This window comes from Streptomyces sp. NPDC029138 (assembly GCF_055564375.1).
The window spans coordinates 45,588-67,221 of sequence record NZ_JBVHWM010000015.1 but is presented as its reverse complement, the minus strand read 5'-3'; the positions used below and the strand labels follow the sequence as shown (position 1 = coordinate 67,221).

The window sequence follows — 21,634 nt, the reverse complement described above, 5'->3', positions numbered from 1 at the left end:
GGAGGGGAGAAGCGCAGCGGCGCCGAGTCGGCAGGCCGCTCATCGGTGCGGGTCACATTCCCGACGCCGACCGGCGGGCGCGCAGCTTGCCGATGAGTCGCTGGGCCTGGGCCCGGCGGCGGGGATCGGCCGCGGTACGGCGTACTTGCTCGATCGTGCGCCGGCCCTGCGGACTGCTCGCGAACTGCTTGAGTCGTTGGATGACTCCTGACATGACACTCCTTTCGTCAGGGTGCCCTGCTCCCGGTGGGGCCCCAGGAGGTTCGGCTACCCGGAAACCGATGGTCCAGCCTCGTTAGGCCGAGGCCGGCGGCCGCGCCGCCACGCCCTCCGCGGACGTCCCTGAGCCCTTACCGGCGGCGGCACTTCGCGGGCGGCACGTGGCTGTCGACGCGGCTGTTATCGCGTCGAGTGGGCGGTGCCGGTGCGGGCATCGCCTCCCCGTGCCCTGAGGGGCACGCCGGTCTCGGTGAGCACGCGATGCACGAAGCCGTACGACCGGCCATGAGCCTCGGCTATGGCGCGGATCGACCGCCCCTCGCGGTACTCCCTGGTGAAGGCTTCGGCCAGCTCCTTGCGCGCGCTGCCTGTTATCCACTTGCCCTTGTGCACGGAGATCTCCTCTCGCATCACCGAAACGTGATCACCGGTTTCCCGTGTCGGCGCGACCCATGCGGCCTGCCCGCGCAACAGCGGGAGCCGCGGCGCCGGATGCCCGTCAGCGCGCGTACCCTCGCAGCCGGCCACCAGGTCCCGTCCGCCGTCAGCCACATTCCGTCGCCGTGGCCTACGGCGGGGTGCCCGCGCCGCTGCCGGGCAGACGTCGCGCGCCCCCACACGAGGAACAGCGCCGCGCTCTGGCCGACTTCCTCGACGGCTGGGGCGCGGCGGGCGGACCCACTGCCTGAGCGGTGGTCAGGCCGCGGCGGGCGGACCCACTGCCTGAGCGGTGGTCAGGCTGCGGCGGGCCGCGGAGCGGGGAGCGCCCGGCGGGCGACAGGCCGGCCGACCGTCAATGCTCACCCAGCGCCTGGTCGCACCCGCGGGACGGCTCCTCCGCCGACCGCACGATTGCCCGCCAACGCGGGGCCTGGTCGTCCAAGGCGGTGGGGGAGGTGAGGCGGAACGGCACGCCAAGGTGGCCGGCCGGCGCCCGGCCGGCCTCGGCGGCGGGCCGCGGAGCGGCTGCGCCTGCCGCCCCCCCCTGAGCCGGTGGACGGGCGAACGCCCTCGCTTCACCCCGTTCCTCGGAGAAGTGCGGCCGGACGCCGGGCTTCCCGGGCGCCCGGGGCATGGTGTTCGCGGTGGGGGTCGCCCACCGCCCGGCGAGCGGACGGAGAAGGCGCCCGCGGCACCGTCAGCGTCGCATGACGTCCCCGAGGCCCGGCGCGGGCATCGTTTCGCGACCGGATGGCCGTACCGGGGGCGCAGGACGGCGTTGGAAGACTTGTTCGCGGCCCGGCGGCTGTCGGCGCCATGGGCGCTGTGTCCGTCGAGCACCGACCCGGACATCGTGCGCGGGTGGCTGTCGTGGGCGTCGGTGGGGATGGAGGGCGTGGTCTTCAAGCGGCTCACCGATGTCTACCGGCCGTCGGTGAGAGGCTGGGAAACATACAAGGTCCGTGAGACGAGCGAGCCGATCGTCGGCGCGGTCACCGGCTCCCTGACCGCCCCGCGGACGCTGCTGCTCGGCCGGTACGACGACCAAGGCCGCCTACGTACGTCGGCCGCACCACCACCCTCGCCCGGACGGCAGGCGCCTCGGTCGCAGGCCTGGTCACGGCCGGGCGGCGCGGGCATCCATGGACGGGCTGGTCGTTCTCCGCCGAGTGGGGCAGCCGGGAGCGGTTTCTGCTGCGGCCTTCAGCAGGCGGGCGGCCAGTTCCGCAAAAGCCGGCAGGTCCGGGCCAGGTGCCGGGCGGCTGGTGTCGCGTACCAGCGGGTGCGGCCGCGCGACCGGCAGCGCGGCCGGCCCGGCCGCAGGGTGCCACGTCAACTTGACACTTCGTCCCGTCGCCGGTCATCGCCGGCTGTGGCGGGGATGGCGTTGTCGATGAGGACGGCGGCGATGGCGGCGGCGGTGGGGAAGGCGTCGGCGTCGAGGACCCGGGTGCGGGCCGCGGCGCCGTCGATGAGCAGCGCGAGCTGCTCGCCGAGCTGTTCAGGGTCGGCGGCGCCGGCTTCGCGGGCGGTGTCGGCGAGCCGGGCGGCGACGGCCTTCTTGTAGTCGCGTGCGTACTGGGATGCGGGGTGCTGGGGGTCGTGGAGTTCGACGGCGGCGCCGATGTAGGGGCACAGGGGGGTGGTGGGGGGGACGTCGAAGGCGGCGAGGAGCCGTTCGCGGGGCGTGAGGTCGGTGCGGTCGAACACGCCGGACAGTACGGAGGGGTCGAACCGGCGCAGGTACTCGGCGACGAGTTCGTCCTTGCCGGTGAAGTGCTGGTAGGCCGTGCGCTTGGACACCTGGGCCGCCGCGCAGAGCTGGTCCATGCCGGTGCGGTTGATGCCCTGCTCGCGGAACAGCTGCTGGGACGCGCTGAGGATGCGCTCGCGAGCGCCCCGGCCGCGGCGGCGGCCCGTGGGGCCCTTCTCCAACTCCGTCATGGATCCATCGTACCGCAGCTAGGTAACGACCGGTGTACATAGCTTGCGCCCCAGCCGACCGCCCCGTACCGTAAGCACACAGGACGGTGTACTTAATGCCGTCGCCCCAGGTGCACACGGCACCACCGACCCAAGGGAATGACTATGGGAAAGCTCGACGGCAAGGTCGCGGTCATCACCGGCGGCACCACCGGCATGGCGCTGGCCGGCGCGAAGCTGTTCGTCGACGAGGGAGCGCACGTCTTCATCACCGGCCGCCGCCAGGACGCCCTGGACGAGGCCGTGAAGCAGATCGGCCGCAACGTCACCGGCGTCCAGGGCGACGCCGCCGACCTGGACGACCTGGACCGCCTGTACGACACCGTCAAGCGGGAGAAGGGAAGCCTCGACGTCCTGTGGGCCAGCGCCGGCGGTGGCGAGCCTGCCCCGCTCGGCGAGATCACCGAGGCCCAGTTCGACACCTGGTTCGGGCTCAACGCCCGCGGCACCCTGTTCACCGTCCAAAAGGCCCTGCCGCTCTTCAACGACGGCGGCTCCATCCTCATGACCGGCTCCAACGCCTCCCTCGGCGCCTTCCCCGGCTGGAGCGTCTACGCCGGCAGCAAGGCCGTCCAGCAGGCCTGGGCCCGAATCTGGCTCAACGAGCTCAAGGACCGCCGCATCCGCGTCAACGTCCTGACCCCCGGCCAGGTCGCCACCGCCAAGCAGGAAGAACTCTTCGACGAGGCCACCAAGCGCCAGTTCGAGTCCCTCATCCCCCGCGGCCAGATGGGCCGCCCCGACGAAATCGCCACCGCTGCCCTCTTCCTCGCCTCCGACGACTCCAGCTACGTCAACGGCATGGAACTCGTCGCCGACGGCGGCACCACCGCCATCTGAACCGAACACCCACAACCAGGGCAGGACATCTCATGAGCAACATCACCATCATCGGCACCGGCAACATGGCCCGCACCCTCGGAGCGCGGGCAATAGCGGGCGGCAACACCGTCGAGGTCATGGGCCGCGATCACTCCAAGGCCGCTGACCTGGCCAAGGCGCTCGGCGGCGGCGCCACGACGGGAGAATGGGGCACCGCCCCGGCCGGGGACATCGTCATCGTGGCCCTGCTGCACGACGGCGTCGTACCGGCCGTCGCCCAGTACGGAGACGCTCTCGCGGGCAAGGTCATCGTCGACATCAGCAACCCCTTCAACTCCACGTTCGACGGGCTGGCCCACCGCGAGGAGACCTCGATCGCGCAGGAAGTCGCCAAAGCGGCCCCGGCCGGCGCCAGCGTGGTGAAGGCGTTCAACACCATCTTCCGCCATGTCCTGGAGAAGGGTCGGCCCGACGTCTTCCTCGCCGGCGACAACGCGCAGGCCAAGGCAAGTGTGGAAGCATTCATCGAGACCCTCGGACTGCGCCCGCTGGACGTCGGCAGCCTGAAAATCGCGCACTGGCTGGAAGGAGCGGGCGTGGTCACGGTAGGCCTCGCCAACCACGGAGTGGGAAACTTGGACTTCGCCCTCAGCATCACCGAACTTCCCGCCTGAGCCAGCCCTGAGCGGCGCACATCCCGCCAACACGATGGAGGAGGACTCGGACGAGACGACCGCAGTCCTCCTGCGCGGCTACGCGCCCTGAGCCACTGACTGGCATGCTTGCGGCGCCGAGCGCCAATCCGGAGCCGGTTGCCGAGAGAGTCGCACCGCTCCATCTCACGCGTCCGTCGAGCGTCCCCGCCGACGTCGGCCCTGCCGCAGGCCGGCCGGCAGAGCCAACGGAACTCGAAAACGGGCTAATTCAGAGAAGTGACCAAGCCGAATGAGATCGCGCCGGACCAGATCGCTCGAGGCATGGCACACCTTCCTACTCGCCGAGCGCGGTACGCAGACGAACCGGTCCCGGCACCCGGGCCGGCTCGGCTCCGGCCCGGCCCCCAGCGATCAGATCACCCGTTCGGTTCCGTGTGCGTGCGCTCGTCAGGGGCAACCCGCTGTGTGCGTGGGTAAGTGCCCTCCGGGGTGGTGACGGTGTCGCGACCGGTCCCCGAGAGCGGGATTGAGTTCCGCGACCAGCGCCGGAGACACCGGCCACCCCGAGTAGGTGGCGAGGGCGTGGGTGCCGACCGCTCCCAGCCCGCGGGAACGCAACCACCCCGTTCGCGATCACGAACCCTAGTGGACGACACAGAGAGCAGAACACCAGGAAGCAAGCCACCCTGGGCGGTCGCACATCGGTCCCCCACTCGCGGAGGCGGTCAGTCAGGGGCGGACCATCGCGGGTCGCACACGCCAGCTGATCGAGTGGGCGACCGACACCTCCCGACGGCTCGACTGTCAGATCGTGCAGCTCACGTCCGACAAGACGCAGACCGATGCGCACCGTTTCTACGACAGCGTGGCCCGGGCGTCCCACGCGCTGTGGTCGTCGAGGTTCTTGTGATCGCTCATGCCGGTTCGACGACGCCGCAGGCGGCACGAAAAGGTGAACGTCGGTGAGGGCCGGGCATGGAGATGGGTCAGCCCGGCCCGCGCGTGCACGAGGCGCGCCCCGTGCAACGAGCCGCCAGTCCAGCGGTCACTCTCCCCAGCCCTCACTCTCGCCCTCTGGACTCGGCGGCTGCCGCAACGTCCGAGCGGTGGGCCGGCGTGCACGGTTTGCCGAGATGGGCGCTGGGGGTGTAGGCGTCGGGCGCTGTTGGGGCTGTTGGGGGGTGTTGGGACCTGGTGTCGCCGGTGAGCGCCTGTGCGCTGGGCATGCCCTCTCCACGAACACCGTCTGGGCGGCGCACGGTCGACGCATGGGGGCTACAAGGGAAACGTGTCCAGGGCGCGGGGACGGCACGGACTGCCCGAACGGGGAGGACGAGGTCCTGGTCGACGGGGTCCGGTGCGAGGAGTGCTTGTACTACTGGGAGCTGGATGCGACGGCGCCGGAGCGCCGGCTGGTGACTGATGACGGGCTGACCCGGCCGACCGGGGACCCGCGGGAAGCCGGGCCGGGAACAGCGGCGTAGACCTCAGGCCATCCCGGCCCTGCTCCGCGCCACCTTGTACGCGGCGCGGAGCATCTCCTGCTGGTCCTCGTCCAGACTGCGCGGCTGCGGGCGGCGGGTTCCGGTCGAGAGCGGCGTCGCCACGAAAACCGATCACCCGCTGCCGCTGGCACCGCTGTCAGGCGACCAAGCCGTTCTGCCTGAGAAGTGGCAGAACGCGGTCCCTCACCGCCGGAGCCAGCTGCACGTCTGGTTCACCACCGGAGATCCATCGCAAGTCCGCCAGCTCAGATGCAGCCCGAGGGACCTCGCTGATGCTCGCTGCGAAGACGGTCATCCTCATGGGCACGCCCTCAAGAGCCGCGCGCGCTTCGACATCAGCCAGAAACCGCGGATCCAACGGACGAACCCCCAGTTCCTCGTCGAGCTCACGGACCAGAGTCTCCACCGGGGTCTCCCCCAGGTCGGGTTTCCCACCGGGCAGATAGAACACCGAGGGAGCCGCCTTCTTACTCACGACCAATAGACGCCCTTCCTGGACAATCGCGGCGGCCACAACCACCAAGGGTTCTGCCTCATCGAAGCTTCCGGGAACGACCACCCCACCGTCCTGTGTCATGCACGCCATCCTCCCAGGGATCTCCAGCGGCACTGCGCCAGCTCGGGCTGAAGGATCAAAAAAACCTACTGAGGCCGAGGAGCGCGAGCGGCCGTCGCGGGTTGCGGGCGTGGCGCCGCCGCCCTGCCGCGAGGTCGGTGACGTCGGCCTGTTTCGGCGCATCGATGGCGACGGTGCGCCAGGTGGCCACGGTGCGGGGCGCGTTGCCGGTCCGCGGCGGGGAGGCGTCCTCGGCGAACGTGGTGTTACGGATGTGGTGCCGGGCCTCAATGCTCCGGTGATCGCGGATCAGTCGGGGCGTCCGACTCGGTGAGCTGAGCTCGCTGGAGCTAGCGCCGCTAGCGTCGCGGGATCTCGACCTCGGCGCGGATCGCCCGCATGATCGGCGCGACATCGGCGGCGGTGAAGCCGAGCTTGGGACTGGTGCCGTCGGCTTTGGTGACGAGGGTGATGCCGGCGGCGGTGGTCGAGGTGAACCAGGAGCACGTGGAGACCGCCGTGGTGAGCAGGTCGGTCTGCATCAGGACGGTGTTGCAGACCGCCCGGCCGCCGTGCGGGCCGGGTAGGGCGTCGATGGCGCTGGTGGTGGTCCGGTCACCGGCGCCGTCGTCGTTGACCGCCGGGAGCTGGTAGAGGATGTCATGCAGGTGATCGGGGTCGAAGCCGCTGCCGGTGACCCCGGTGTAGAAGATCCACGCGCCGTCCGCCCGGTCGTCGTAGTAAGCCTGTACCGGTGTGCCGGACACGCCGAGACGCGCGGCGTTCTGCCGCGTGTCGGCGTCGAACCTCTGCACCACGTCCGCAGGCGGCTGACCCTGCGGATAGCCGGCCGCGACCTGCGGGACGGTAAGCACCCACGAGGCGCCGCCGGCGCCGCCGGCGGAGATCCCGCTCCCGGACGTGCTCGCGGTTGCACTTCCGGTTGTAGCCGGGTCGGTCGCAGCCCTCCGGGTCGCGGGAGCGGGGGGGTCGTTCGCCGAGCCGCCGGACGGGCCGCAGGACGACATCAGAGGCAGCCCCAGCAGGGTGCAGACCACGGCCAGCACGGCAGTGAGCCGACCGGTTCGCAGGGCGGACGTCGCTCGGACGCGCTGGGGTGCGGAACTAGCCACGTACGGCCTCCTTGGAAGGACATGTCCGGGCTTCGGGCAGGGCTGTGCCGGGCGTGTGTCGGTCGAAGCCCTCGGGATGACGACAAGTCTCGCAGCAGTACGGCCGCGAGGCAGCCCCGTCGTACAGCGGTGCTTGCACCCCCTCGACAGAAGAACTGGCGGTACGTCAGGACAGTCCATGGCACCATCTCCCCTGACGCAGAGGAAGGCGGAGGGCATGGACCTCGACCCCAGGCGCCTGTTGGTCCTGAGCGCCATCGCGCAGAGCGGCGGCCTCGCCCCGGCAGCGCGCGTGCTGGGCCATACGCGTTCGGCGGTTTCACAGCAACTGGCGAGTCTGGAGAGAGAAGTGGGCCTGCCGCTCGTCGACCGCTCCGGCCCGCGACTGGAACTCACGGCGGCCGGACGCCTGCTCGCCGCCACCGGGGACCGCATCAGCCAGGAACTCGCGCTCGCGGTACAGCAGTTGGACTCCGCGAACCAGCAGATCATTCAGGGGCCGGTGGCGATCGGCGCAACGTCGTGGGTGCTCGCCCGGATCGCGGTCCGTGCGCTGCGGCTGCTGGCCGTGTCGCACCCACAGGTCGAGCCGAGGTTCGTGGAGGCCGGGCTTCAGGACGGCCTGCGGCAGTTGCGGATGGGCGAGTTGGACGTCCTGGTCATCACCGACGACCGGGACACCGCATCACCGCTGCCGCCCTCGGTGCGGGCGCAGGTGCTGAGCGAGGACGACTACCGCGTGGTCGTCCCGGGCAGCTGGGACGTGCCGACCGCCGCCGCCGAGCTCTCCGGCCGGCCGTGGATCAGCGCCCCTGCCCACTCCGCCCGCGGGCGCGCCTTCGCCCGGTTCGCGAGCGTCCACGGGGTCGTGCCGTCGGTCGAGCATCTGGCCGACCACATGATCGCCGTCCAGGCGCTGCTGGCCGGAGAGGTCGGTGCGGCGGTTCTGCCCGCGTATCTCGCGGCTCAGCTGGGGCAGGTGACCGTGACGGCGCTCGCCGTCACCGGCAGTCAGATCACGCGGACGCTCTACCGCACCGGCCACGGCGGCACCGCCGCGGCTGCCCGGGTCGTGGCCGACACGTTGAAGCAGGCGGCCCGTGACCACGCCGAGGCGGTGACCGTCACCGGACAGGCGAAGGGCGACATCATCATCCGTCCTCTGCACGACCCCACCGAGGTACTTCCGGCATACGCCCGTGCGCCGGCGGCACCACCCAGTCGGCCGCCACAGCCGCGGCCCGCGCCACCGACCGGGTCTCGCTCGACCACCGCCGCACCAAAGCGAAACGGCGAGGCCGGCGGTCGCAGATGAGCTTCGCGAACCGGGCTGGGCGGGGGTGGCCCGCTCGGCGGTCAGGCTGGTGGCCACGTGGACGGTGATGATGCCGATCGTGCGGTCGTACGGCGACGCTTGGCCTGAACCGCCTACCGGGCACAGCGGAAGATGTTTCAGCGTCATACCGTGACGGGCATGAGCGTCACGCTGTTGGGCCACCCGGCCGCGGCAGCCCACTGGTGTGTCTTGGAGGAGACGTGACTACTGGCACGGTGAAGTGGTTCAACGACGCGAAGGGCTTCGGTCTCATCGTCCCGGATGAGGGCGGCGAGGAGCTCCCCGTTCATTACAGTGAGATCCGAGTGGACGGCTTCAAGTCACTTGTCGAGAACCAGCAGGTCCAGTTCGAGGTCAAGACCGGGCCCAAGGGCCAGCAGGCTGTCAACGTCGTGCCGCTGTAGCCCCGCTCAACGAGGAAACGGCACCCGATGGCCAGGGCACACATCTCCCTGCGGCACGAAGGCGTCGAGCCGCGTACCGGCCGGCGATGACGGTGCCGACTGGGCCAGAGCGGACTGAGCACCCAGCACCCACTGCAAGCGCAGGGTCTCAGCATTTCGCACCAAGCGAGTGGTGATCGTGCGTCATTTGTAGGTTCCTCAGGCGCGACCAACCTGTCACGCCTTGAGAGGAGCAACGACATGGCCGCACCGTCATATCCGCCCTGATCACCTGCTTCGCCGTTGCCCTGACCATCGCCTGCCCCGCCTCCAGCGCCTCCGCCGCGACCACCGGAACCGCTGCCTGTCCGAGCGGCTGGCTGTGCGTGTGGGACCAGATCAACTACCACGGCAACATGTACAAGTTCGCGGGCTCGAACTCTTCATGGGCCGCCTGGGCGATCAGCAACCACGACTCGTCCTGGTACGTCAAGGTCATCAAGGCCGGCACCTCCTCCCCGAGCGACTCCGCTCACGCCCACCTCGGCAGCTCCAACAGCTGGGGCAACTGCTGGGTCGTAGAGCGGCTGCGTCCCGCGTCACCTCAGCCGGCCAGTGAAAGGCCAGTGGGGCGCCCGGCCCGTGATCGGGCGCCCCACTGTTGGACGCAACTCCTCGTGGACGCCACGAGGTCCCTGGAGGGAGCGCGCATCTGCGCGTGGTTCCTTGGTCAGGCGCGGCCGTTGTAGTAGAGGACGTCCCAGTGGCTCTTCTCGCGGGCGTACACGTTGCCAGCCGGCGACTTGTAGAGCTTCGTGCCGTCTTTGCGGGCGCCAGCTCGCTGCGGTGGGAGTACCTGCCCCGGGGTATGGCCGACCTCGGTTCCGGCAGTGATGATCACCCGGCACCCGCTGAGCTTCTTGAAGGCGATCACACCTGACACGGTCGCCTTGTTGATGTTGGTGAAAGAGGTGCATCCCCTCTTGTTCCAGTTGGCGCAGTTCTTGCTCGACGTCCAAGAGACGCCCGCCTTGCGGAACTGAGCCGCCGCGTCATTGTGCCGGGCGTACTTTGCGGGTGGGGCCGCATCCGCCAGGCCGGCGGACAGCAGGACCGAGCCCATTGCGGCTGCCGCGAGTCGGCTGCCTCACCGGGGCGGCACCTGGACGGAGACGTCGCACGGGAGTGCGGCTGGTACTGCCGCCGCCTGCCGCCGTCGCGTTCTGCGTGGCGGCCGGGCGGCGTGGTGGACCAGCATGACGACGGCATGGGAAGCATCCCCGCTTCCCCACTGCGGGAGCCGAATTCGGCGGAGGCCATTGCCGAGGCCACCAGCCTGCTCGCACCGGAAGACACCCGGCGTTGAAGACCACGACGGGTGGCTGCCGGAGCCGTCCCTGCGCAGGCCACAGCCGTACGAGGATCAGCGGGCGTCGGGGATCCGCCCGATCAGCTGGGTGAGCATCTCCACGATCTGCGCCTGATTCCGATCGATCTTCTCCGAGAGCGTGGACCCGCGAGGTGGGGCGCCGGCCGCCAGGAACAGGAAGGGCGAGCCAGGTCCCGGGGTGTGGACCGTGGTCCGCATGAGACCGTCTGCGGGCTTCAGCCTGCCGACGTGCGTTCCGTGTCCCTGGTGCGGATGTGCTGGCTGAGAAAGAGAGCGGCGCGGTCGAGTGCCTCGTCGGCTTCGTCCAGGACGCCAGCGAACGCCTGGAAGACATGAGGAACGTCAGCGGTGATGTCCAGGATGACGTCCACTCCGGCGTCCCTCGCGCGCGTGGCCATGCGTGTGGAGTCGTCCAGGAGCATTTCGTTGGTGCCCGCCTGCAGAAGCATCGGGGGGAAGCCGGTCAGGTCGGCGAGGGTGGCGGGGCTGAGCATTGGCTGGTAGGGGTCCTGTCCCGCGCGGTACATGGCTCCGGTGTGTTCCATGCCCTCACGCGTGAAGAACGGGTCGATGCCCGCCTTGGTGTCCATGCTCTCGCCTGTCCGGGTTCCGTCGAGTCCGGGGGAGAACGCCACGATCGCGGCGGGCATGGGCAGGCCCGCGTCGCGGGCGGCGAGGCAGGTGGTGACAGTGAGGCCGCCACCGGCGGAGTCGCCGGCGAACACGATCGCCGAAGGGTCTTCGCCGCTGTCGAGAAGTGCGCGGTAGGCGCTCAGCCCGTCCTCGATCGCGGCCGGGAACGGGTGCTCAGGGGCAAGCCGGTAATCCAGCGAGAACGCCCTGACCCCGGTTCTGATCACCAGGTTCCCCGTCAGCGACATCGCCGTCTCCGGTGAACCGACCACGTAAGAGCCGCCGTGAAAGTAGAGGATCGTCCCCGCCTTCGGAGTGCCGGCCGGCTCGACGAGCACCGCGGGCCGATCGCCCAGCGTCGCGGTCCGGGTGCGGATCCCAGCCGGGACGATCATGCCCCCCATCATCGCCCTGAACCCGGCGCGGAGTTCCTCCACCGACGGAGGGTCCTCCGGCCGAGGCCGTCGGACCATCGCGTCGATCTCCGCGCGCTGTTGCCTGCTCATTGTCGCCTCCATCGCAAGTGAATGCCGAGGAACTATATGCCCAGGCATCTAAGTTAGGATATATGCCATGGCATCTAAGTCAAGCCGTGGCCCGATCGACCTCCCGGGCTTCTTCGCCGATCTCGTCCGCTGCGAGACACGCCTCTACAACGCGCTGAACGACCGCCTTCGCGAGCGGCACGGGATCGTCACCTCGCAGTTCGAGTTCCTGCGCTTCCTGCGCGACCACCCCGGGTCCCGGGTGGCCGACCTCGCCACCGAATTCGCCATCGGGATCGGCGCGACCAGCAAGGGCATCGACCGTCTGGAGAAGCAGGCATGGGTCATACGGCGGACCAATCCATCGGATCGCCGCTCATCACTGCTGGACCTGACCACCGGAGGCCTGCAACTCGCCGAGGCGGCGGAGGCGACCTTCACCGAAACACTGGCCGAGCTGACCGCGGACGTCCTCGGCGGTCCCTCAGGACTGGCCGCCGTACAGATCCTCTCGGAGCTGCGCTCCGTGCTCGAACGCGACCAGATCGGCCTGCCCACAGGCTGACCGGCATGCGCATCCAGTGCGACTGCCCGCGGGCTCCGGGAACTACCGCACCGTGCTCAAGCACATCGACCAGGGCGGCCCGGCACAGCAGGCGCTCACGAAGGCCGCGGCCATGACCGCCGAAGCCCGCCAGGCCCTGGAGGGCCTGGACGAGGAGGCGTCGGTGGACGAGGTCGCGACGCGGCTGGAGGGCAGAGTCTCCCCGGCAGTCCTCGCCCTGGTGAAGGCCCAGGTGGTACAGGCCGGCGGGATCGGCGCGGTCACCCGCGCGGTGGACGGCTTCGGCGGGTTCGCCAAGCAGTACGAGCAGATCGAGAAGGTCTCTGCCCATCACGGCAACTTCTGGGAAGTGCTGCTGTACGGGCAGATCGGCCGGGACCGGGCGGTGATGTTCGACCTGGCCGACAACGACAAGCTGAAGTTCACCGCGACCAGCGAGGACAGCCGTGTGCTGGACCCACTCGCGCACGCCCAGCGGCACCAGGCGGCCCGCGGCGAGTACATCACCTCCTTCAACGAGAAGGGCAAGGAGGTCGATATCTCCTTCGCGACCCAGAACTGGCGCAAGGCGGTGGTCGACAAGACCCGGACCGGGCAGTTCGTGCGCAAGCACTTCGAGGCGATGGTCTTCACCGCGCTCGCCGAGGAATTGCGCACCGGCGACGTCGCGGTGGTCGGCTCGGAGGAGTACGCCGATTGGTCCGAGCAGCTGCTGGCCTGGGAGGCCGTCCAGGAGACGCTGGGGTCCTACCTGGTGGAGGTAGGCCTCGCCGAGCCGGGCGAGAGTGCCCAGTTCGACGCCGAGTTCTTCCGCCGGCAGTTGGAGGACGAGCTGCGGGGCGCCGCCGCCGCGACGGATGCCGGGTACCCGGAGAACTATGGCTTGGTCATCGATCCGGAGACGGGCATCCCGTCGCCAAGGGCGTACCGGGCGGCGGGCCAGCAGCCCTCCGCCAAGCCGCTGGAGCAGGACCCTGCTCACGAACGCGGTGATCTTCCACAACGCTCTGGACATAGCGGAGATCGTGCGGCAGCCGCTGGAGGAGGGCTGGGAGATCGACCCGGGGGACCTGGCGCGCATCTCGCCGTACCTGACCGAGCACATCAACCGGTTCGGCGAGTACAGCACCCACGAACTCGGCATCCGGCCCGAGGCGTACGACCCGAAGCTCGACGTCGACTTCACACCGCTGCGCGAGCAGGACCTGACCGCCGCCGGCCTCGGCCAGGCCGCTTGAACCGTGAGGTGAGCTAGCTGGTGACGCCCTTCACGGGAGCGGGCCGGTACACCCCAGAATCCTGCTGCGAGGGTCAGCCTCCAACACCGTGGCCTGGGCAGGTGATCCGATGGCGCTGCCGTGGGGACGGGGTTTGTGACGGTTCTCGTGAGCCCTCGCCGTATTTCAGAGGGATACCCGCGCTGTTCTGCCGGCGGCAGAGCAGCGGCCGGACCGGGCTCGACGATCACTACAGTCCAGTCTCATGACGACGATTACGACGCGTACGGTCGAGTATCCGGCCGACGGTTTGACGATGATCGGGCACCTCGCGCTCCCGGCCGGTGTCGACCGCCGGCCCGCGGTGCTGCTCGGGCCAGAGGGCATGGGGCTCAGCGACGTCGAGCGCCGCCGGGCCGATGCTCTCGCCGAGCTGGGATACGTAGCGTTGGCCTTCGATCTTCACGGCGGGCGCTATTTGGGTGACCCCGAGGAGATGCTGGCCCGTTGCCTGCCGTTGCTCGCTGATCCCGACCGGATGCGGGGCATCGGCCGTGCGGCGCTCGACGTGTTGCGCACCGAACCGCGGACCGACCCCGACCGGATCGCCGCCATCGGCTACGGCACCGGAGGCGCCATCGCGCTGGAACTCGGGCGCGGCGGCGTCAGCCTGCGCGCGATCGGGACAGTCAACGCAACTACCACGGGCCGACCGGGCGAGGCGGCGCGCATCCGCTGCCCGGTGTGGGCCGGGGTCGGATCGGAAGACCCGATCATGCCGCCCGCGCAACGGAACGCGTTCACCGCTGAGATGCAGGCCGCGGGTGTCGACTGGCGCCTCGCGGTCTACGGCGGCGCCTTGCACGCCTTCCACCACCCGCCGGTCGACCACCCCACGGTCCCCGGCGTCGGCTACCACCCACAGCACGCGCAGCGAGCCTGGCGCGACGTCGTCGACCTGCTCGCCGAGTGCCTGCCCGTGACGGAGGATCTGGGGCATGACCGGGGCCCGAGTAGGAACGGAACAGAGAACCGGCCTAGCTGTCAGAACTTCTGACAGGCCGTGAACGGGGCTGTCAGGGTGAGCGATGACCCCACGATCGGTTTCCTGAAGGCGGATGTGGCGCGGTTCTGCGCCGGTCTGGATGAGTTGGCCCCGGGATTCCGGCTGCGGCTGGTGGTGCAGCTGAGGGCCGCGCTGGACGAGGTGACGGACGCGGCGTTGGACGCCGGGATGGCGGCGGCGAATGCAGAGGGCTGGGGACTGCGGCAGATCGGCGGCCAGGCGGGACTGTCGCACGAGAAGGTCCGCTACCGGCTCGCCCAGGCGGAGGGCGGGAGCGAGCTGGCCGGGCCCGTCCAGATCGTTGTGGAGGCCGTTTCGGGCTTGGCGGTGGAGCGGAGCTGTCCGCCTTGGACCTCGGTGGGCAGGGCGAAGTTGTAGCGGCCGTGGAAGTTGATCTGGCCGAACTTCAGCGGGGACAGACGCGCCACGTCCTCGTCGCGGACGTGGCATGCCCTCGGCCCGCATCTCTTCGATGATCTTCTGGAAGTACACGGTGTTCCACAGGACGACGATGCTGAGCATCAGTCCCAGCGCCCCGAGCTGGTCTTCCTGGCCTTCCCTGTAGGACTGCCTGAGCTCGCCCTTCTGCCCGTGGAAGATGGGTTGACCTCAAGTCCGGTTGAGATTCTAGGTTCGGGTTCGCCAATGTCGACGTACGGGAGAGGAACGGCCATGAGGACGCTGGTGCTGGGAAGGACGCCCGCCAGGGTGACAGAGGTGGTGGCAACGCTGCGCGCGGACGGCTTTGACGCGGAGGGAGTGAGCACCGACGAGGAGGCCCGGAAACTGTTGGAGCAGGAGGAGTTCGGCGTGTTGATCATTGGCGGGGGTGTGGAGCCGGACTCCCGCGCAGCTATCAAGGAGTTCGCGTTGAAGCACCGGGTGCGGCGGGTGATCGACGGCGCGCTGACGGAGCCGTTCGACGCCTACGTGCGGCGGGAGTTCGAGCCGCTGATCCGGGAGGCCGCCGCCAAGGCATGACGGACATGGTCGGCCCGACCAGGCGTGCCGTCCACGTGTCCTTCTCGATATCCATGTGGATCGTCCGCCGAAGCTCCCTGTTCATAGCGCCTCGTTGGCATCGTGTGGGCCATTGCGAACGAGGACCCGTCCGCTCACGCCGCACTTCGCCACGACGCCCGAAAACGTCACACCGGTGCCGATGGAATTTCGACGGGTTACCAAGCCGCAGGTCGCTGTGTCATCAACCCCCTTGACACGAACGGGACCAGCAGCTGGGTCCCTGGGTTCCGCCTCTTGCCAGTGCTCCGTTCGCCGACCCGCTTCACGTCGTCTCTCCACGGCGCACCACATCGACTTCGTGGATCTTTTGCGGTTGCGCCGGGCTTGCGTCCCAGGCCGCTCGATGACACGCGCGGACCTCTTCGCGTCCTTGGTAGCACTCAGGCATACCAGGGAAGAGGAAAGGGAACTCGTGCACGGCGTCGATCGCGTACAGATCGGCCAGGTCGTCTGTGGACGTGTCGAGCATCACCCGCTGTAGCGGGCCGACACCTCACGAGGGCCGAGGTTGGCCGAGGTCGTGTTCGGCACGGCGACGGACTCCTTTCAGCCAACGTATGGTCGAGTTCATTCGAGCGCTGGACCAGAACTTCGAGACTCGGGGCCTGTGGCAGACGAGGGCCCACAAGATGCGGGTGTTGCGCGCGACTTGGACAACCCTCGCTCCACGACGACATGACCGCCGCCACCGGCCGTCTGCGAGAGGTGACCGCGAACGGTGCTTCTGAGGGCTCCCGCTGGAAGACCGCATTCTGCTGGTCTCTGCGTAATGCCGAACGAACTTGACGGTGCGTCAGCTCGCCATGCAACCGCGATGTTTTGTCGGGCGCTTCCGGCGTGCCGGTGGGTGTATTGCTCCGCGGTCCGGTATGCCACTCGGCCTGCTGCGCCAGGAACCCAGGCTTGTGAACCCGGTTGGAGTCCAAGCGCCGGCCCGTGCAGCCCGAGCCCGGGTGTGGGCTCGGGGGCGCCGTGGGGGTCCTGCGTCGGGTAGAGGAGCCGACTTGTACCGACGTCAGGATCCGGCAACGGTCACGTGGCGAGCCAACTCGGCGGCCAGGCGTCGCATGACCGTGCGGTTGGCGCGCCGCATCGTGGCCCGGACGACGGGTGCCAGCAGGCGGTCGGCGACCGGGGCGCGCACCCAGGCGTACGTGAACGCCACATGGCTCCCGCCGGCCGGCAGTGGTTCGATGGTGTAGGTGCCGTGGGCCAGGCGTCGGCCGGCCGCGCTGACGTTCCGCTCCACGATGCGCCGCGGCGGGTCGGCCTTGACAACCTCGACGGTGACGTCGGTCTTCGTGCCGCCCAGCGCGGCGGTGACCATGGCGCACGATCCGATGCCGCGGCGGGGGCCGCTGTAGCGCCAGTCGCTCAGGTAGTGGTTGGTGAATCGCTCGTGGTGAGCCATGACATCGAGGAAGTCATAGACCTGCTCGGGCGTCTGCGGTACGTCGATCGACACGGTGACAGACTTCATGTACCACACGGTACACAGCGCATGTACCAATTGGTACACTCGCGACGTGGTGAATACGGACGGCTCACATCCTGAGGACGAGGGCGCGCCAGGCACGGACGGGGGCCGGCGCGCTCACCTGGTGAACATGGCCGTTGACCACGTCGCGGCACACGGCCTCACGGACCTGAGCCTGCGCGGCCTGGGCGACGCGATCGGCGTCAGCCACCGCATGCTGATCCACTATTTCGGCTCGAAGGAACAGCTGCTCGTCGAGATCGTCCGGACATCGGAGCAGCGCCAGCGTGATCTCCTGTCCCGGCTCCGCCTGGAACCCGGTCTCTCGCCCGCCGACGCTGCGCGGCTCCTCTGGCAGCAGCTGACGGACCCCCGACTGGCCGGTCAGGAGCGGCTCTTCTTCGAAGTCTGTGGGTACGCGCTGCGGGGCCGCCCCGAGGCCGCCCCGGTCCTCGAAGGGCTCGTGAACGACTGGCTGGAGCCGCTCGTGGCCGCTGAGGTCGGCGCGGGGGCGGATCCTGCCGTGGCCCGGAACCGGGCCAGGCTGGGACTCGCCACTGTCCGGGGTCTGCTGCTCGACCTGCTCGCTACCGGTGACCGTGCCGGCGTCGACGCGGCGATGGGAGAGTTCCTCCGGCTGTACTACGGCTCCAAGTGACAGAGTCGCCGCTCGGCCCGAGGGACTGAGACAGGCGACGACCACCGTTCGAACAACGGTCGCCGAGGTAGACGAACGCCTCGACCTGCTTCGCAGGCTTTCCGAGACACATACGAGGTGTCCGGAGAGCCGTCCCACTTCGGCTGGACCACCAGGTCACCGGGGACTGAGCTGGTTGGAGGTTTCTCGCGGGCCTGGGCCAGCATCGGTTCCACCGGCGGACGGAGCACCATCTGATCACCGATCGGACTGGTCTGCGCCTGTTCATCGGCATCTCGGCTGCAAAGGTCCATGACAGCCGGGCTCATGATCCCTCTGGTGTAGGGCATACCGCCGGTCAGATCCCCCCGTGGCCCCCGGCGCCGTAAGCCCGCCGGCTGCAACGCCACCGCTGGACCATTGAGCGCACCGTGTCCAGGCTCGCCGGCTGCCGCCGTCTCCACCGTCGCTACGAGCGGCCGGCAGCCCGGCAGCCGCTCTTGCGATGGTGTTCAAGCTCGCCGAGGCCGCCCAGGCCCGGCTGGCGAGTCTGCGAGATGCTGTCGCGACGAGCCGACGGGTAGGGTCCGTGCCGACAATCCAGGGATCGGGGAAGGGCAGGAGCTGGGTGGGCGCGTCATCGTGGCACTATGTTGAGCCTTATGCCGGAGACATCGCGGCAGCCTTGGCCAACGTGCGGCAGCGTGAGTTCGAGAGGCTCTTCGTCCGCGGAACCTACTGGGACGGGCTCCAACCCGCAGGTCAGTCGTTCACCTCTCTTGATGACCTCGATGACCTATGGGAGGACGAGACCTTCGGCAGCGAAGGAACACACACGATCGTCGATGTGTGGGAAGTGATCGAGGCCGAGGCACACGACGATGACCACACTGTTCGCCCGCTGTCGCACGAAGAATCCATCGAGATCTTCGGAACCACGGAGCCGACCCAAGGAGATTTCGAACGAGCCCGGGAGCGTTACGACGCACGGCAACCCGGCTCGGAGGAACTGTGGGACATGCCGCGTTGGTCAGCCTGGTGCATGCCATTGAAGGACGCACATGGGGCGAACACGGTGATCGCCTTTTGGGGCAGGTCTGGCGATTAAAGGCCAAGACCTGATCCACACGTCTTGACTATTGCGATGAAGGGCTGCCGCGTCCGCCACACGCCGTCACGAAGCTGGTCAACGAGCTGGTCGAGGCCGCGGACGAGAAGCAGCTGAACATTCAACGGCACCAACATCGAGACCGGCACCGACTCCCATCGCCTCGCCAGCACCCGAGCCCGGGACGAGGAACCTGCCAAGGTGGGCTGAGTGCGATAGCTGCCGATCTCGACCTGAGCAAACGAGGGGGTTGAGGGACATCGGAACCGAAGACCGGTGCTAAAAGATGTTGTATGTGGGTTCAGCGAGTGATCGACCTGGCCGGGTGGGAGCCACTCGGGCTCTCCGTCGACTGGGCGGCGATCGAGGGAGAGCTGGGGGTTGCGCTGCCGGCGGACTACAAGGAGCTGTACGAGGCCTTCGGTGGCGGCGTCTTCAGTGATTCCCTCTACTTTCTGGGGCGCGACGAAAGCCCCGCGTTCGACTTCCTGACACAGTGGCGGGTCCACCTGTCGGTCGACCAGGACAGCAAGCCCGGAAACGTCTCCGCCGTCGAGCCCTATGCGATCTACGCGCCGGGCGGCAAGGGGCTGGTCGAGTGGGGCTCCACCGAATGGGCCGACGAGTACTTCTGGCTGATCGACGCCGAGCGGCCGGGCGAGTACCCCCTCCTCGCGCGGTCCAACGACGTCAGCGCATGGCACCGGTACGACATCTCCACCTCCGAGTTCCTCTACCGGGTCCTTGCCGATGCAGATTTTCAACCTTTCGGGATCGCGCAGTACGACCTCGGCACGACGTTCAAGCCCGGCTCCGGCGACCCCCTCGATGGCCAGCCGCTCTGACGAGACGCCGGCCGACCCACATACGTGGACACGACAGGGCCGTCGCTTCTCATCAAGGCCAGGCGTGAGCGCCTCACCAGGGCAGCTGCCCGTCCTCGTTGAAGAAACCGCCGCTGGGGCCGTCCGCGGGCAGCGTGGCCAGATCCACCACCACGCGCGCTCCCTCCGCCGCGGTACGGGGCCCGGAGTGGCCGTTGAGGTCGGTTGCGATGTATCCCGGAGTGGCGGCGTTGACCTTCAGGTGCTGCCACTCCGGGCGCCGGGCGAAAGCCAGCGCGTATTGCAGTGTGACCATGTTGACGGCCGTCTTCGACGACGCGTACGCCAGGGTGTAGTCGGCGGCCAGCGGCGAGCCCGGCTCCTCGATGAGACGCAGTGAGGAGGTCGTGGAGGTCACGTTCACGATGCGCGGCGCCGGCGCCTCACGCAGCAGCGGCAGCAGCGCCGCGGTGACCGAGACCAGCCCGAACACGTTGGTCTCGTAGACGCGGTGCAACGTGTCGGCGTCGTGGGCGAACGGGTCGTAGCGCAGCATGATGCCCGCGTTGTTCACCAGTACGTCGAGTCCTCCGGTCTGTCGCCGGATCCGCTCGGCGAGCGTCGACACCTGCTCGGGACAGGTGACGTCCAGCACCACCGGCCGCACGTCCAGTCCCTCGCCGCGCAACTTGCCGGCCGCCCGCTCACCCCGCCCGGCGTCCCGGGAGGCCAGCAAAACGGTCGCGCCTGTTCGAGCCAGTGCCCGGCATGTCTCCAGGCCGAGGCCCTTGTTGCCTCCGGTGACCAGGGCGATCCGGCGGACCGCGGCACGGTCGCCGGTCTCGGCGGTGGGGTCGCTCATAGCTCAGTCTTCTCTCTCGTACGGAATGCCTCCCCCAACCGTCCGTCACGGCGTGCCCGTCTGCCACGCCCCGCCAGGACGACCCTCACCGGCACCGTGACACGGGATCTCCTAGCCTGAGTACATGAACGTGACACACCCCATCGGTGACTTCCTGCGGGCCCGCCGCGCGCGGGTGCAGCCTGAGGACGTGGGCCTGCCGCGGACGTCCCACCGGCGTGTGGCCGGGCTGCGGCGCGAGGAACTCGCCCTGCTCGCGGGCGTCAGCGTCGACTACTACGAGCGGCTGGAGCGCGGCCGGGACCGGCACCCCTCGGAACAGGTGCTGCGGGCGCTGGCGCGGGTGCTGATGCTCGACGACGACGAACAAGAACACCTGATGTCCCTGGCCCGCCACCGCCCGGCCACACCCCCGGGGGCCGGCCCGGAGGAGCGGACAGCGCCGGGCATCGCCGCACTGATCTCGTCCTGGCCGCTCACCCCCGCGTTCGTATGGGGCCGCCGGATGGACGTCCTCGCCGCGAACGATCTGGCGGTCGCGCTTTCCCCGATGTTCCGGCCGGGCAGCAACCTCGCACGCGCCTTCTTCCTCGACCCTGAGGCCCGCGGCCTCTACCCGCAGTGGCCGGACATGGCGCCCCGGGTGGCGGCGCTGCTGCGAAGGCTGACCACGGTCGCGGCCCCGGACGCCGTGCTGGACGAACTCGTCACCGAACTTCTCCACGGCAGCACGGAGTTCGCCCGGCTGTGGGCACGGCACGAGGTACGGCGCAAGGTCGGAGGCACCAAGCTGTTCCGCCATCCCGCGATTGGTGACCTCCGCCTGCACCGTGAGGCCCTTGAGGTACCGGGCAGTGACCAAACCCTGATCGCCTATCACGCTCCTCCCGGCAGCGGGGCGGAACGGAGCTTGACTCTGCTCGCCTCGGCGCGCTCGACACGTTGCGCAGACATGCCAGGACCTCGTGCGGGCCAGACTCGCGGCGGACCATGACCTCGACGGTTCGTCCGCCTACCGCCGTGCCGATGCCTCTGAGCCTTTCGCCCGTCGGCGCGGGGAATGCGATCACCATGCCGGCGGACGAGGTGGACCTTGCTGGTCAGCGCGCCGCGGGAGCGTCCAAGACCGCGGTCGGCCGGCCCGACGACGATCCCGCCGGGTGGTTCCTTCCAGAGGTCCACTTTTCGCCGCCCCGGCGCCGACTCCCGGGTCGTACTCTTGCGCGACGTGCGGATCTGCGGGTGCTGTGGGAGTCGATAAGGCAGCGGAGGTGCGGCAGATCTGGCATGCCCGGAAGCAGAAACCACATGTC

24 protein-coding genes and 4 pseudogenes are annotated in these 21,634 nt (G+C 69.2%); 17 read left to right on the top strand and 11 right to left on the bottom strand.

Translation table 11 applies throughout. The features are described from left to right. Nucleotides 1-52: 52 nt before the first annotated feature. The 3 genes from ACZ4WH_RS15785 to ACZ4WH_RS15775 all read right to left on the bottom strand — a co-directional run bounded on the left by ACZ4WH_RS15785 (nucleotide 53) and on the right by ACZ4WH_RS15775 (nucleotide 2,604). Nucleotides 53-214 (bottom strand): hypothetical protein, encoded by a 162-nt coding sequence (locus ACZ4WH_RS15785; protein WP_468180612.1) that lies wholly within the window; start codon nucleotides 212-214, stop codon nucleotides 53-55. A gap of 185 nt (nucleotides 215-399) precedes the next feature. After that, on the bottom strand, nucleotides 400-630 hold the full coding sequence (locus ACZ4WH_RS15780; RefSeq protein ID WP_468180610.1) for a helix-turn-helix domain-containing protein: 231 nt from the start codon (nucleotides 628-630) through the stop codon (nucleotides 400-402). Between the two features lie 1,362 nt (nucleotides 631-1,992). Further along, complete coding sequence (locus ACZ4WH_RS15775; RefSeq protein WP_468180608.1) at nucleotides 1,993-2,604, bottom strand: TetR/AcrR family transcriptional regulator; 612 nt, start codon at nucleotides 2,602-2,604, stop codon at nucleotides 1,993-1,995. A 144-nt stretch (nucleotides 2,605-2,748) separates the two neighbouring features. Here ACZ4WH_RS15775 and ACZ4WH_RS15770 point away from each other — a divergent pair, with 144 nt between their 5' ends. Beyond that, on the top strand, nucleotides 2,749-3,483 hold the full coding sequence (locus ACZ4WH_RS15770) for an SDR family NAD(P)-dependent oxidoreductase (protein WP_037738440.1): 735 nt from the start codon (nucleotides 2,749-2,751) through the stop codon (nucleotides 3,481-3,483). A 32-nt stretch (nucleotides 3,484-3,515) separates the two neighbouring features. Next, nucleotides 3,516-4,139, top strand: a complete 624-nt coding sequence (locus ACZ4WH_RS15765; protein ID WP_468180606.1) for an NADPH-dependent F420 reductase — start codon at nucleotides 3,516-3,518, stop codon at nucleotides 4,137-4,139. A 1,623-nt stretch (nucleotides 4,140-5,762) separates the two neighbouring features. Here the strand turns inward: ACZ4WH_RS15765 and ACZ4WH_RS15760 are convergent. Beyond that, nucleotides 5,763-6,203, bottom strand: a complete 441-nt coding sequence (locus ACZ4WH_RS15760) for an NUDIX hydrolase (protein ID WP_468180604.1) — start codon at nucleotides 6,201-6,203, stop codon at nucleotides 5,763-5,765. 338 nt (nucleotides 6,204-6,541) lie between these two features. After that, complete coding sequence (locus tag ACZ4WH_RS15755) at nucleotides 6,542-7,057, bottom strand: hypothetical protein (RefSeq protein ID WP_468180602.1); 516 nt, start codon at nucleotides 7,055-7,057, stop codon at nucleotides 6,542-6,544. Between the two features lie 436 nt (nucleotides 7,058-7,493). Here ACZ4WH_RS15755 and ACZ4WH_RS15750 point away from each other — a divergent pair, with 436 nt between their 5' ends. From ACZ4WH_RS15750 to ACZ4WH_RS15740, 3 genes are all read left to right on the top strand, one after another. Continuing rightward, entirely contained in the window at nucleotides 7,494-8,630 is a 1,137-nt protein-coding gene (locus tag ACZ4WH_RS15750) for a LysR family transcriptional regulator (RefSeq protein ID WP_468180601.1), read from the top strand. 221 nt (nucleotides 8,631-8,851) lie between these two features. Then, nucleotides 8,852-9,055 carry a cold-shock protein gene (locus ACZ4WH_RS15745; protein ID WP_468180600.1) on the top strand — a complete coding sequence of 68 codons (204 nt, stop codon included), beginning with the start codon at nucleotides 8,852-8,854 and terminating at the stop codon, nucleotides 9,053-9,055. A gap of 254 nt (nucleotides 9,056-9,309) precedes the next feature. Beyond that, nucleotides 9,310-9,783, top strand: coding sequence for a peptidase inhibitor family I36 protein (locus ACZ4WH_RS15740; RefSeq protein ID WP_468180711.1), 474 nt, complete (start codon nucleotides 9,310-9,312; stop codon nucleotides 9,781-9,783). Here the strand turns inward: ACZ4WH_RS15740 and ACZ4WH_RS15735 are convergent. The 3 genes from ACZ4WH_RS15735 to ACZ4WH_RS15725 all read right to left on the bottom strand — a co-directional run bounded on the left by ACZ4WH_RS15735 (nucleotide 9,765) and on the right by ACZ4WH_RS15725 (nucleotide 11,395). Continuing rightward, nucleotides 9,765-10,157 carry a hypothetical protein gene (locus ACZ4WH_RS15735; RefSeq protein ID WP_468180599.1) on the bottom strand — a complete coding sequence of 131 codons (393 nt, stop codon included), beginning with the start codon at nucleotides 10,155-10,157 and terminating at the stop codon, nucleotides 9,765-9,767. The two genes, ACZ4WH_RS15740 and ACZ4WH_RS15735, sit on opposite strands and share 19 nt — an antisense overlap. 300 nt (nucleotides 10,158-10,457) lie before the next feature. After that, nucleotides 10,458-10,622: a hypothetical protein gene (locus tag ACZ4WH_RS15730; RefSeq protein WP_468180597.1), complete on the bottom strand. Its 165-nt coding sequence runs from the start codon at nucleotides 10,620-10,622 to the stop codon at nucleotides 10,458-10,460. A 17-nt stretch (nucleotides 10,623-10,639) separates the two neighbouring features. Then, nucleotides 10,640-11,395, bottom strand: a complete 756-nt coding sequence (locus ACZ4WH_RS15725) for an alpha/beta hydrolase (protein WP_468180596.1) — start codon at nucleotides 11,393-11,395, stop codon at nucleotides 10,640-10,642. A 235-nt stretch (nucleotides 11,396-11,630) separates the two neighbouring features. On the opposite strand from ACZ4WH_RS15725, the gene ACZ4WH_RS15720 reads away from it, so the two are divergent. The 4 genes from ACZ4WH_RS15720 (at nucleotide 11,631) to ACZ4WH_RS15705 (ending at nucleotide 14,768) form a co-directional block, all read left to right on the top strand. Next, entirely contained in the window at nucleotides 11,631-12,107 is a 477-nt protein-coding gene (locus ACZ4WH_RS15720) for a MarR family winged helix-turn-helix transcriptional regulator (RefSeq protein WP_468180594.1), read from the top strand. A gap of 857 nt (nucleotides 12,108-12,964) precedes the next feature. Next, a complete protein-coding gene (locus ACZ4WH_RS15715; RefSeq protein WP_468180592.1) occupies nucleotides 12,965-13,345 on the top strand; it encodes a Tn3 family transposase in 381 nt (126 codons plus the stop codon). A 244-nt stretch (nucleotides 13,346-13,589) separates the two neighbouring features. Next, a complete protein-coding gene (locus ACZ4WH_RS15710) occupies nucleotides 13,590-14,381 on the top strand; it encodes a dienelactone hydrolase family protein (RefSeq protein WP_468180590.1) in 792 nt (263 codons plus the stop codon). Nucleotides 14,382-14,405: 24 nt separating this feature from the next. Next, the gene (locus ACZ4WH_RS15705) at nucleotides 14,406-14,768 is read left to right on the top strand and encodes a hypothetical protein (RefSeq protein ID WP_468180589.1); all 363 of its coding nucleotides are present in this window, start codon (nucleotides 14,406-14,408) and stop codon (nucleotides 14,766-14,768) included. Nucleotides 14,769-14,846: 78 nt separating this feature from the next. On the opposite strand, the pseudogene ACZ4WH_RS15700 reads toward ACZ4WH_RS15705, so the two are convergent. Continuing rightward, a pseudogene (locus ACZ4WH_RS15700) lies at nucleotides 14,847-14,990 on the bottom strand (Tn3 family transposase); the annotation flags it as partial. Nucleotides 14,991-15,062: 72 nt separating this feature from the next. On the opposite strand from ACZ4WH_RS15700, the gene ACZ4WH_RS15695 reads away from it, so the two are divergent. Then, on the top strand, nucleotides 15,063-15,371 hold the full coding sequence (locus ACZ4WH_RS15695; RefSeq protein WP_468180587.1) for a hypothetical protein: 309 nt from the start codon (nucleotides 15,063-15,065) through the stop codon (nucleotides 15,369-15,371). Between the two features lie 1,057 nt (nucleotides 15,372-16,428). On the opposite strand, the gene ACZ4WH_RS15690 is transcribed toward ACZ4WH_RS15695, so the two are convergent. Next, complete coding sequence (locus ACZ4WH_RS15690) at nucleotides 16,429-16,893, bottom strand: SRPBCC family protein (RefSeq protein WP_468180585.1); 465 nt, start codon at nucleotides 16,891-16,893, stop codon at nucleotides 16,429-16,431. Between the two features lie 127 nt (nucleotides 16,894-17,020). Between ACZ4WH_RS15690 and ACZ4WH_RS15685 the strand changes: the two genes are divergently transcribed. The 6 genes and pseudogenes from ACZ4WH_RS15685 (at nucleotide 17,021) to ACZ4WH_RS15660 (ending at nucleotide 19,480) form a co-directional block, all read left to right on the top strand. Continuing rightward, complete coding sequence (locus ACZ4WH_RS15685; RefSeq protein WP_468180583.1) at nucleotides 17,021-17,548, top strand: TetR/AcrR family transcriptional regulator; 528 nt, start codon at nucleotides 17,021-17,023, stop codon at nucleotides 17,546-17,548. A gap of 230 nt (nucleotides 17,549-17,778) precedes the next feature. Beyond that, nucleotides 17,779-18,006, top strand: a pseudogene (locus tag ACZ4WH_RS15680) (IS5/IS1182 family transposase); the annotation flags it as partial. A 26-nt stretch (nucleotides 18,007-18,032) separates the two neighbouring features. Further along, entirely contained in the window at nucleotides 18,033-18,635 is a 603-nt protein-coding gene (locus tag ACZ4WH_RS15675; protein ID WP_468180581.1) for a hypothetical protein, read from the top strand. 33 nt (nucleotides 18,636-18,668) lie between these two features. Beyond that, nucleotides 18,669-18,751: pseudogene (locus ACZ4WH_RS15670) on the top strand (IS21-like element helper ATPase IstB); the annotation flags it as partial. A 1-nt stretch (nucleotide 18,752) separates the two neighbouring features. Beyond that, a pseudogene (locus tag ACZ4WH_RS15665) lies at nucleotides 18,753-18,845 on the top strand (ATPase); the annotation flags it as partial. 98 nt (nucleotides 18,846-18,943) lie between these two features. Beyond that, nucleotides 18,944-19,480 carry an SMI1/KNR4 family protein gene (locus tag ACZ4WH_RS15660; RefSeq protein WP_468180579.1) on the top strand — a complete coding sequence of 179 codons (537 nt, stop codon included), beginning with the start codon at nucleotides 18,944-18,946 and terminating at the stop codon, nucleotides 19,478-19,480. Nucleotides 19,481-19,553: 73 nt separating this feature from the next. On the opposite strand, the gene ACZ4WH_RS15655 is transcribed toward ACZ4WH_RS15660, so the two are convergent. Further along, entirely contained in the window at nucleotides 19,554-20,321 is a 768-nt protein-coding gene (locus tag ACZ4WH_RS15655) for an SDR family oxidoreductase (protein WP_468180577.1), read from the bottom strand. A 124-nt stretch (nucleotides 20,322-20,445) separates the two neighbouring features. Between ACZ4WH_RS15655 and ACZ4WH_RS15650 the strand changes: the two genes are divergently transcribed. After that, entirely contained in the window at nucleotides 20,446-21,315 is an 870-nt protein-coding gene (locus tag ACZ4WH_RS15650) for a helix-turn-helix transcriptional regulator (RefSeq protein ID WP_468180575.1), read from the top strand. The last annotated feature ends 319 nt before the right edge of the window (nucleotides 21,316-21,634 follow it).

What these genes read in the sequence shown, in the direction of transcription:
- ACZ4WH_RS15785 (WP_468180612.1), bottom strand. Translation starts at nt 214, where the DNA reads ATGTCAGGAGTCATCCAACGACTCAAGCAGTTCGCGAGCAGTCCGCAG.
- ACZ4WH_RS15780 (WP_468180610.1), bottom strand. Translation starts at nt 630, where the DNA reads ATGCGAGAGGAGATCTCCGTGCACAAGGGCAAGTGGATAACAGGCAGC.
- ACZ4WH_RS15775 (WP_468180608.1), bottom strand. Translation starts at nt 2,604, where the DNA reads ATGACGGAGTTGGAGAAGGGCCCCACGGGCCGCCGCCGCGGCCGGGGC.
- ACZ4WH_RS15770 (WP_037738440.1), top strand. Translation starts at nt 2,749, where the DNA reads ATGGGAAAGCTCGACGGCAAGGTCGCGGTCATCACCGGCGGCACCACC.
- ACZ4WH_RS15765 (WP_468180606.1), top strand. Translation starts at nt 3,516, where the DNA reads ATGAGCAACATCACCATCATCGGCACCGGCAACATGGCCCGCACCCTC.
- ACZ4WH_RS15760 (WP_468180604.1), bottom strand. Translation starts at nt 6,203, where the DNA reads ATGACACAGGACGGTGGGGTGGTCGTTCCCGGAAGCTTCGATGAGGCA.
- ACZ4WH_RS15750 (WP_468180601.1), top strand. Translation starts at nt 7,494, where the DNA reads ATGGCACCATCTCCCCTGACGCAGAGGAAGGCGGAGGGCATGGACCTC.
- ACZ4WH_RS15735 (WP_468180599.1), bottom strand. Translation starts at nt 10,157, where the DNA reads ATGGGCTCGGTCCTGCTGTCCGCCGGCCTGGCGGATGCGGCCCCACCC.
- ACZ4WH_RS15730 (WP_468180597.1), bottom strand. Translation starts at nt 10,622, where the DNA reads ATGCGGACCACGGTCCACACCCCGGGACCTGGCTCGCCCTTCCTGTTC.
- ACZ4WH_RS15720 (WP_468180594.1), top strand. Translation starts at nt 11,631, where the DNA reads ATGGCATCTAAGTCAAGCCGTGGCCCGATCGACCTCCCGGGCTTCTTC.
- ACZ4WH_RS15715 (WP_468180592.1), top strand. Translation starts at nt 12,965, where the DNA reads ATGCCGGGTACCCGGAGAACTATGGCTTGGTCATCGATCCGGAGACGG.
- ACZ4WH_RS15710 (WP_468180590.1), top strand. Translation starts at nt 13,590, where the DNA reads ATGACGACGATTACGACGCGTACGGTCGAGTATCCGGCCGACGGTTTG.
- ACZ4WH_RS15695 (WP_468180587.1), top strand. Translation starts at nt 15,063, where the DNA reads ATGAGGACGCTGGTGCTGGGAAGGACGCCCGCCAGGGTGACAGAGGTG.
- ACZ4WH_RS15690 (WP_468180585.1), bottom strand. Translation starts at nt 16,893, where the DNA reads ATGAAGTCTGTCACCGTGTCGATCGACGTACCGCAGACGCCCGAGCAG.
- ACZ4WH_RS15685 (WP_468180583.1), top strand. Translation starts at nt 17,021, where the DNA reads ATGGCCGTTGACCACGTCGCGGCACACGGCCTCACGGACCTGAGCCTG.
- ACZ4WH_RS15675 (WP_468180581.1), top strand. Translation starts at nt 18,033, where the DNA reads ATGGTGTTCAAGCTCGCCGAGGCCGCCCAGGCCCGGCTGGCGAGTCTG.
- ACZ4WH_RS15655 (WP_468180577.1), bottom strand. Translation starts at nt 20,321, where the DNA reads ATGAGCGACCCCACCGCCGAGACCGGCGACCGTGCCGCGGTCCGCCGG.
- ACZ4WH_RS15650 (WP_468180575.1), top strand. Translation starts at nt 20,446, where the DNA reads ATGAACGTGACACACCCCATCGGTGACTTCCTGCGGGCCCGCCGCGCG.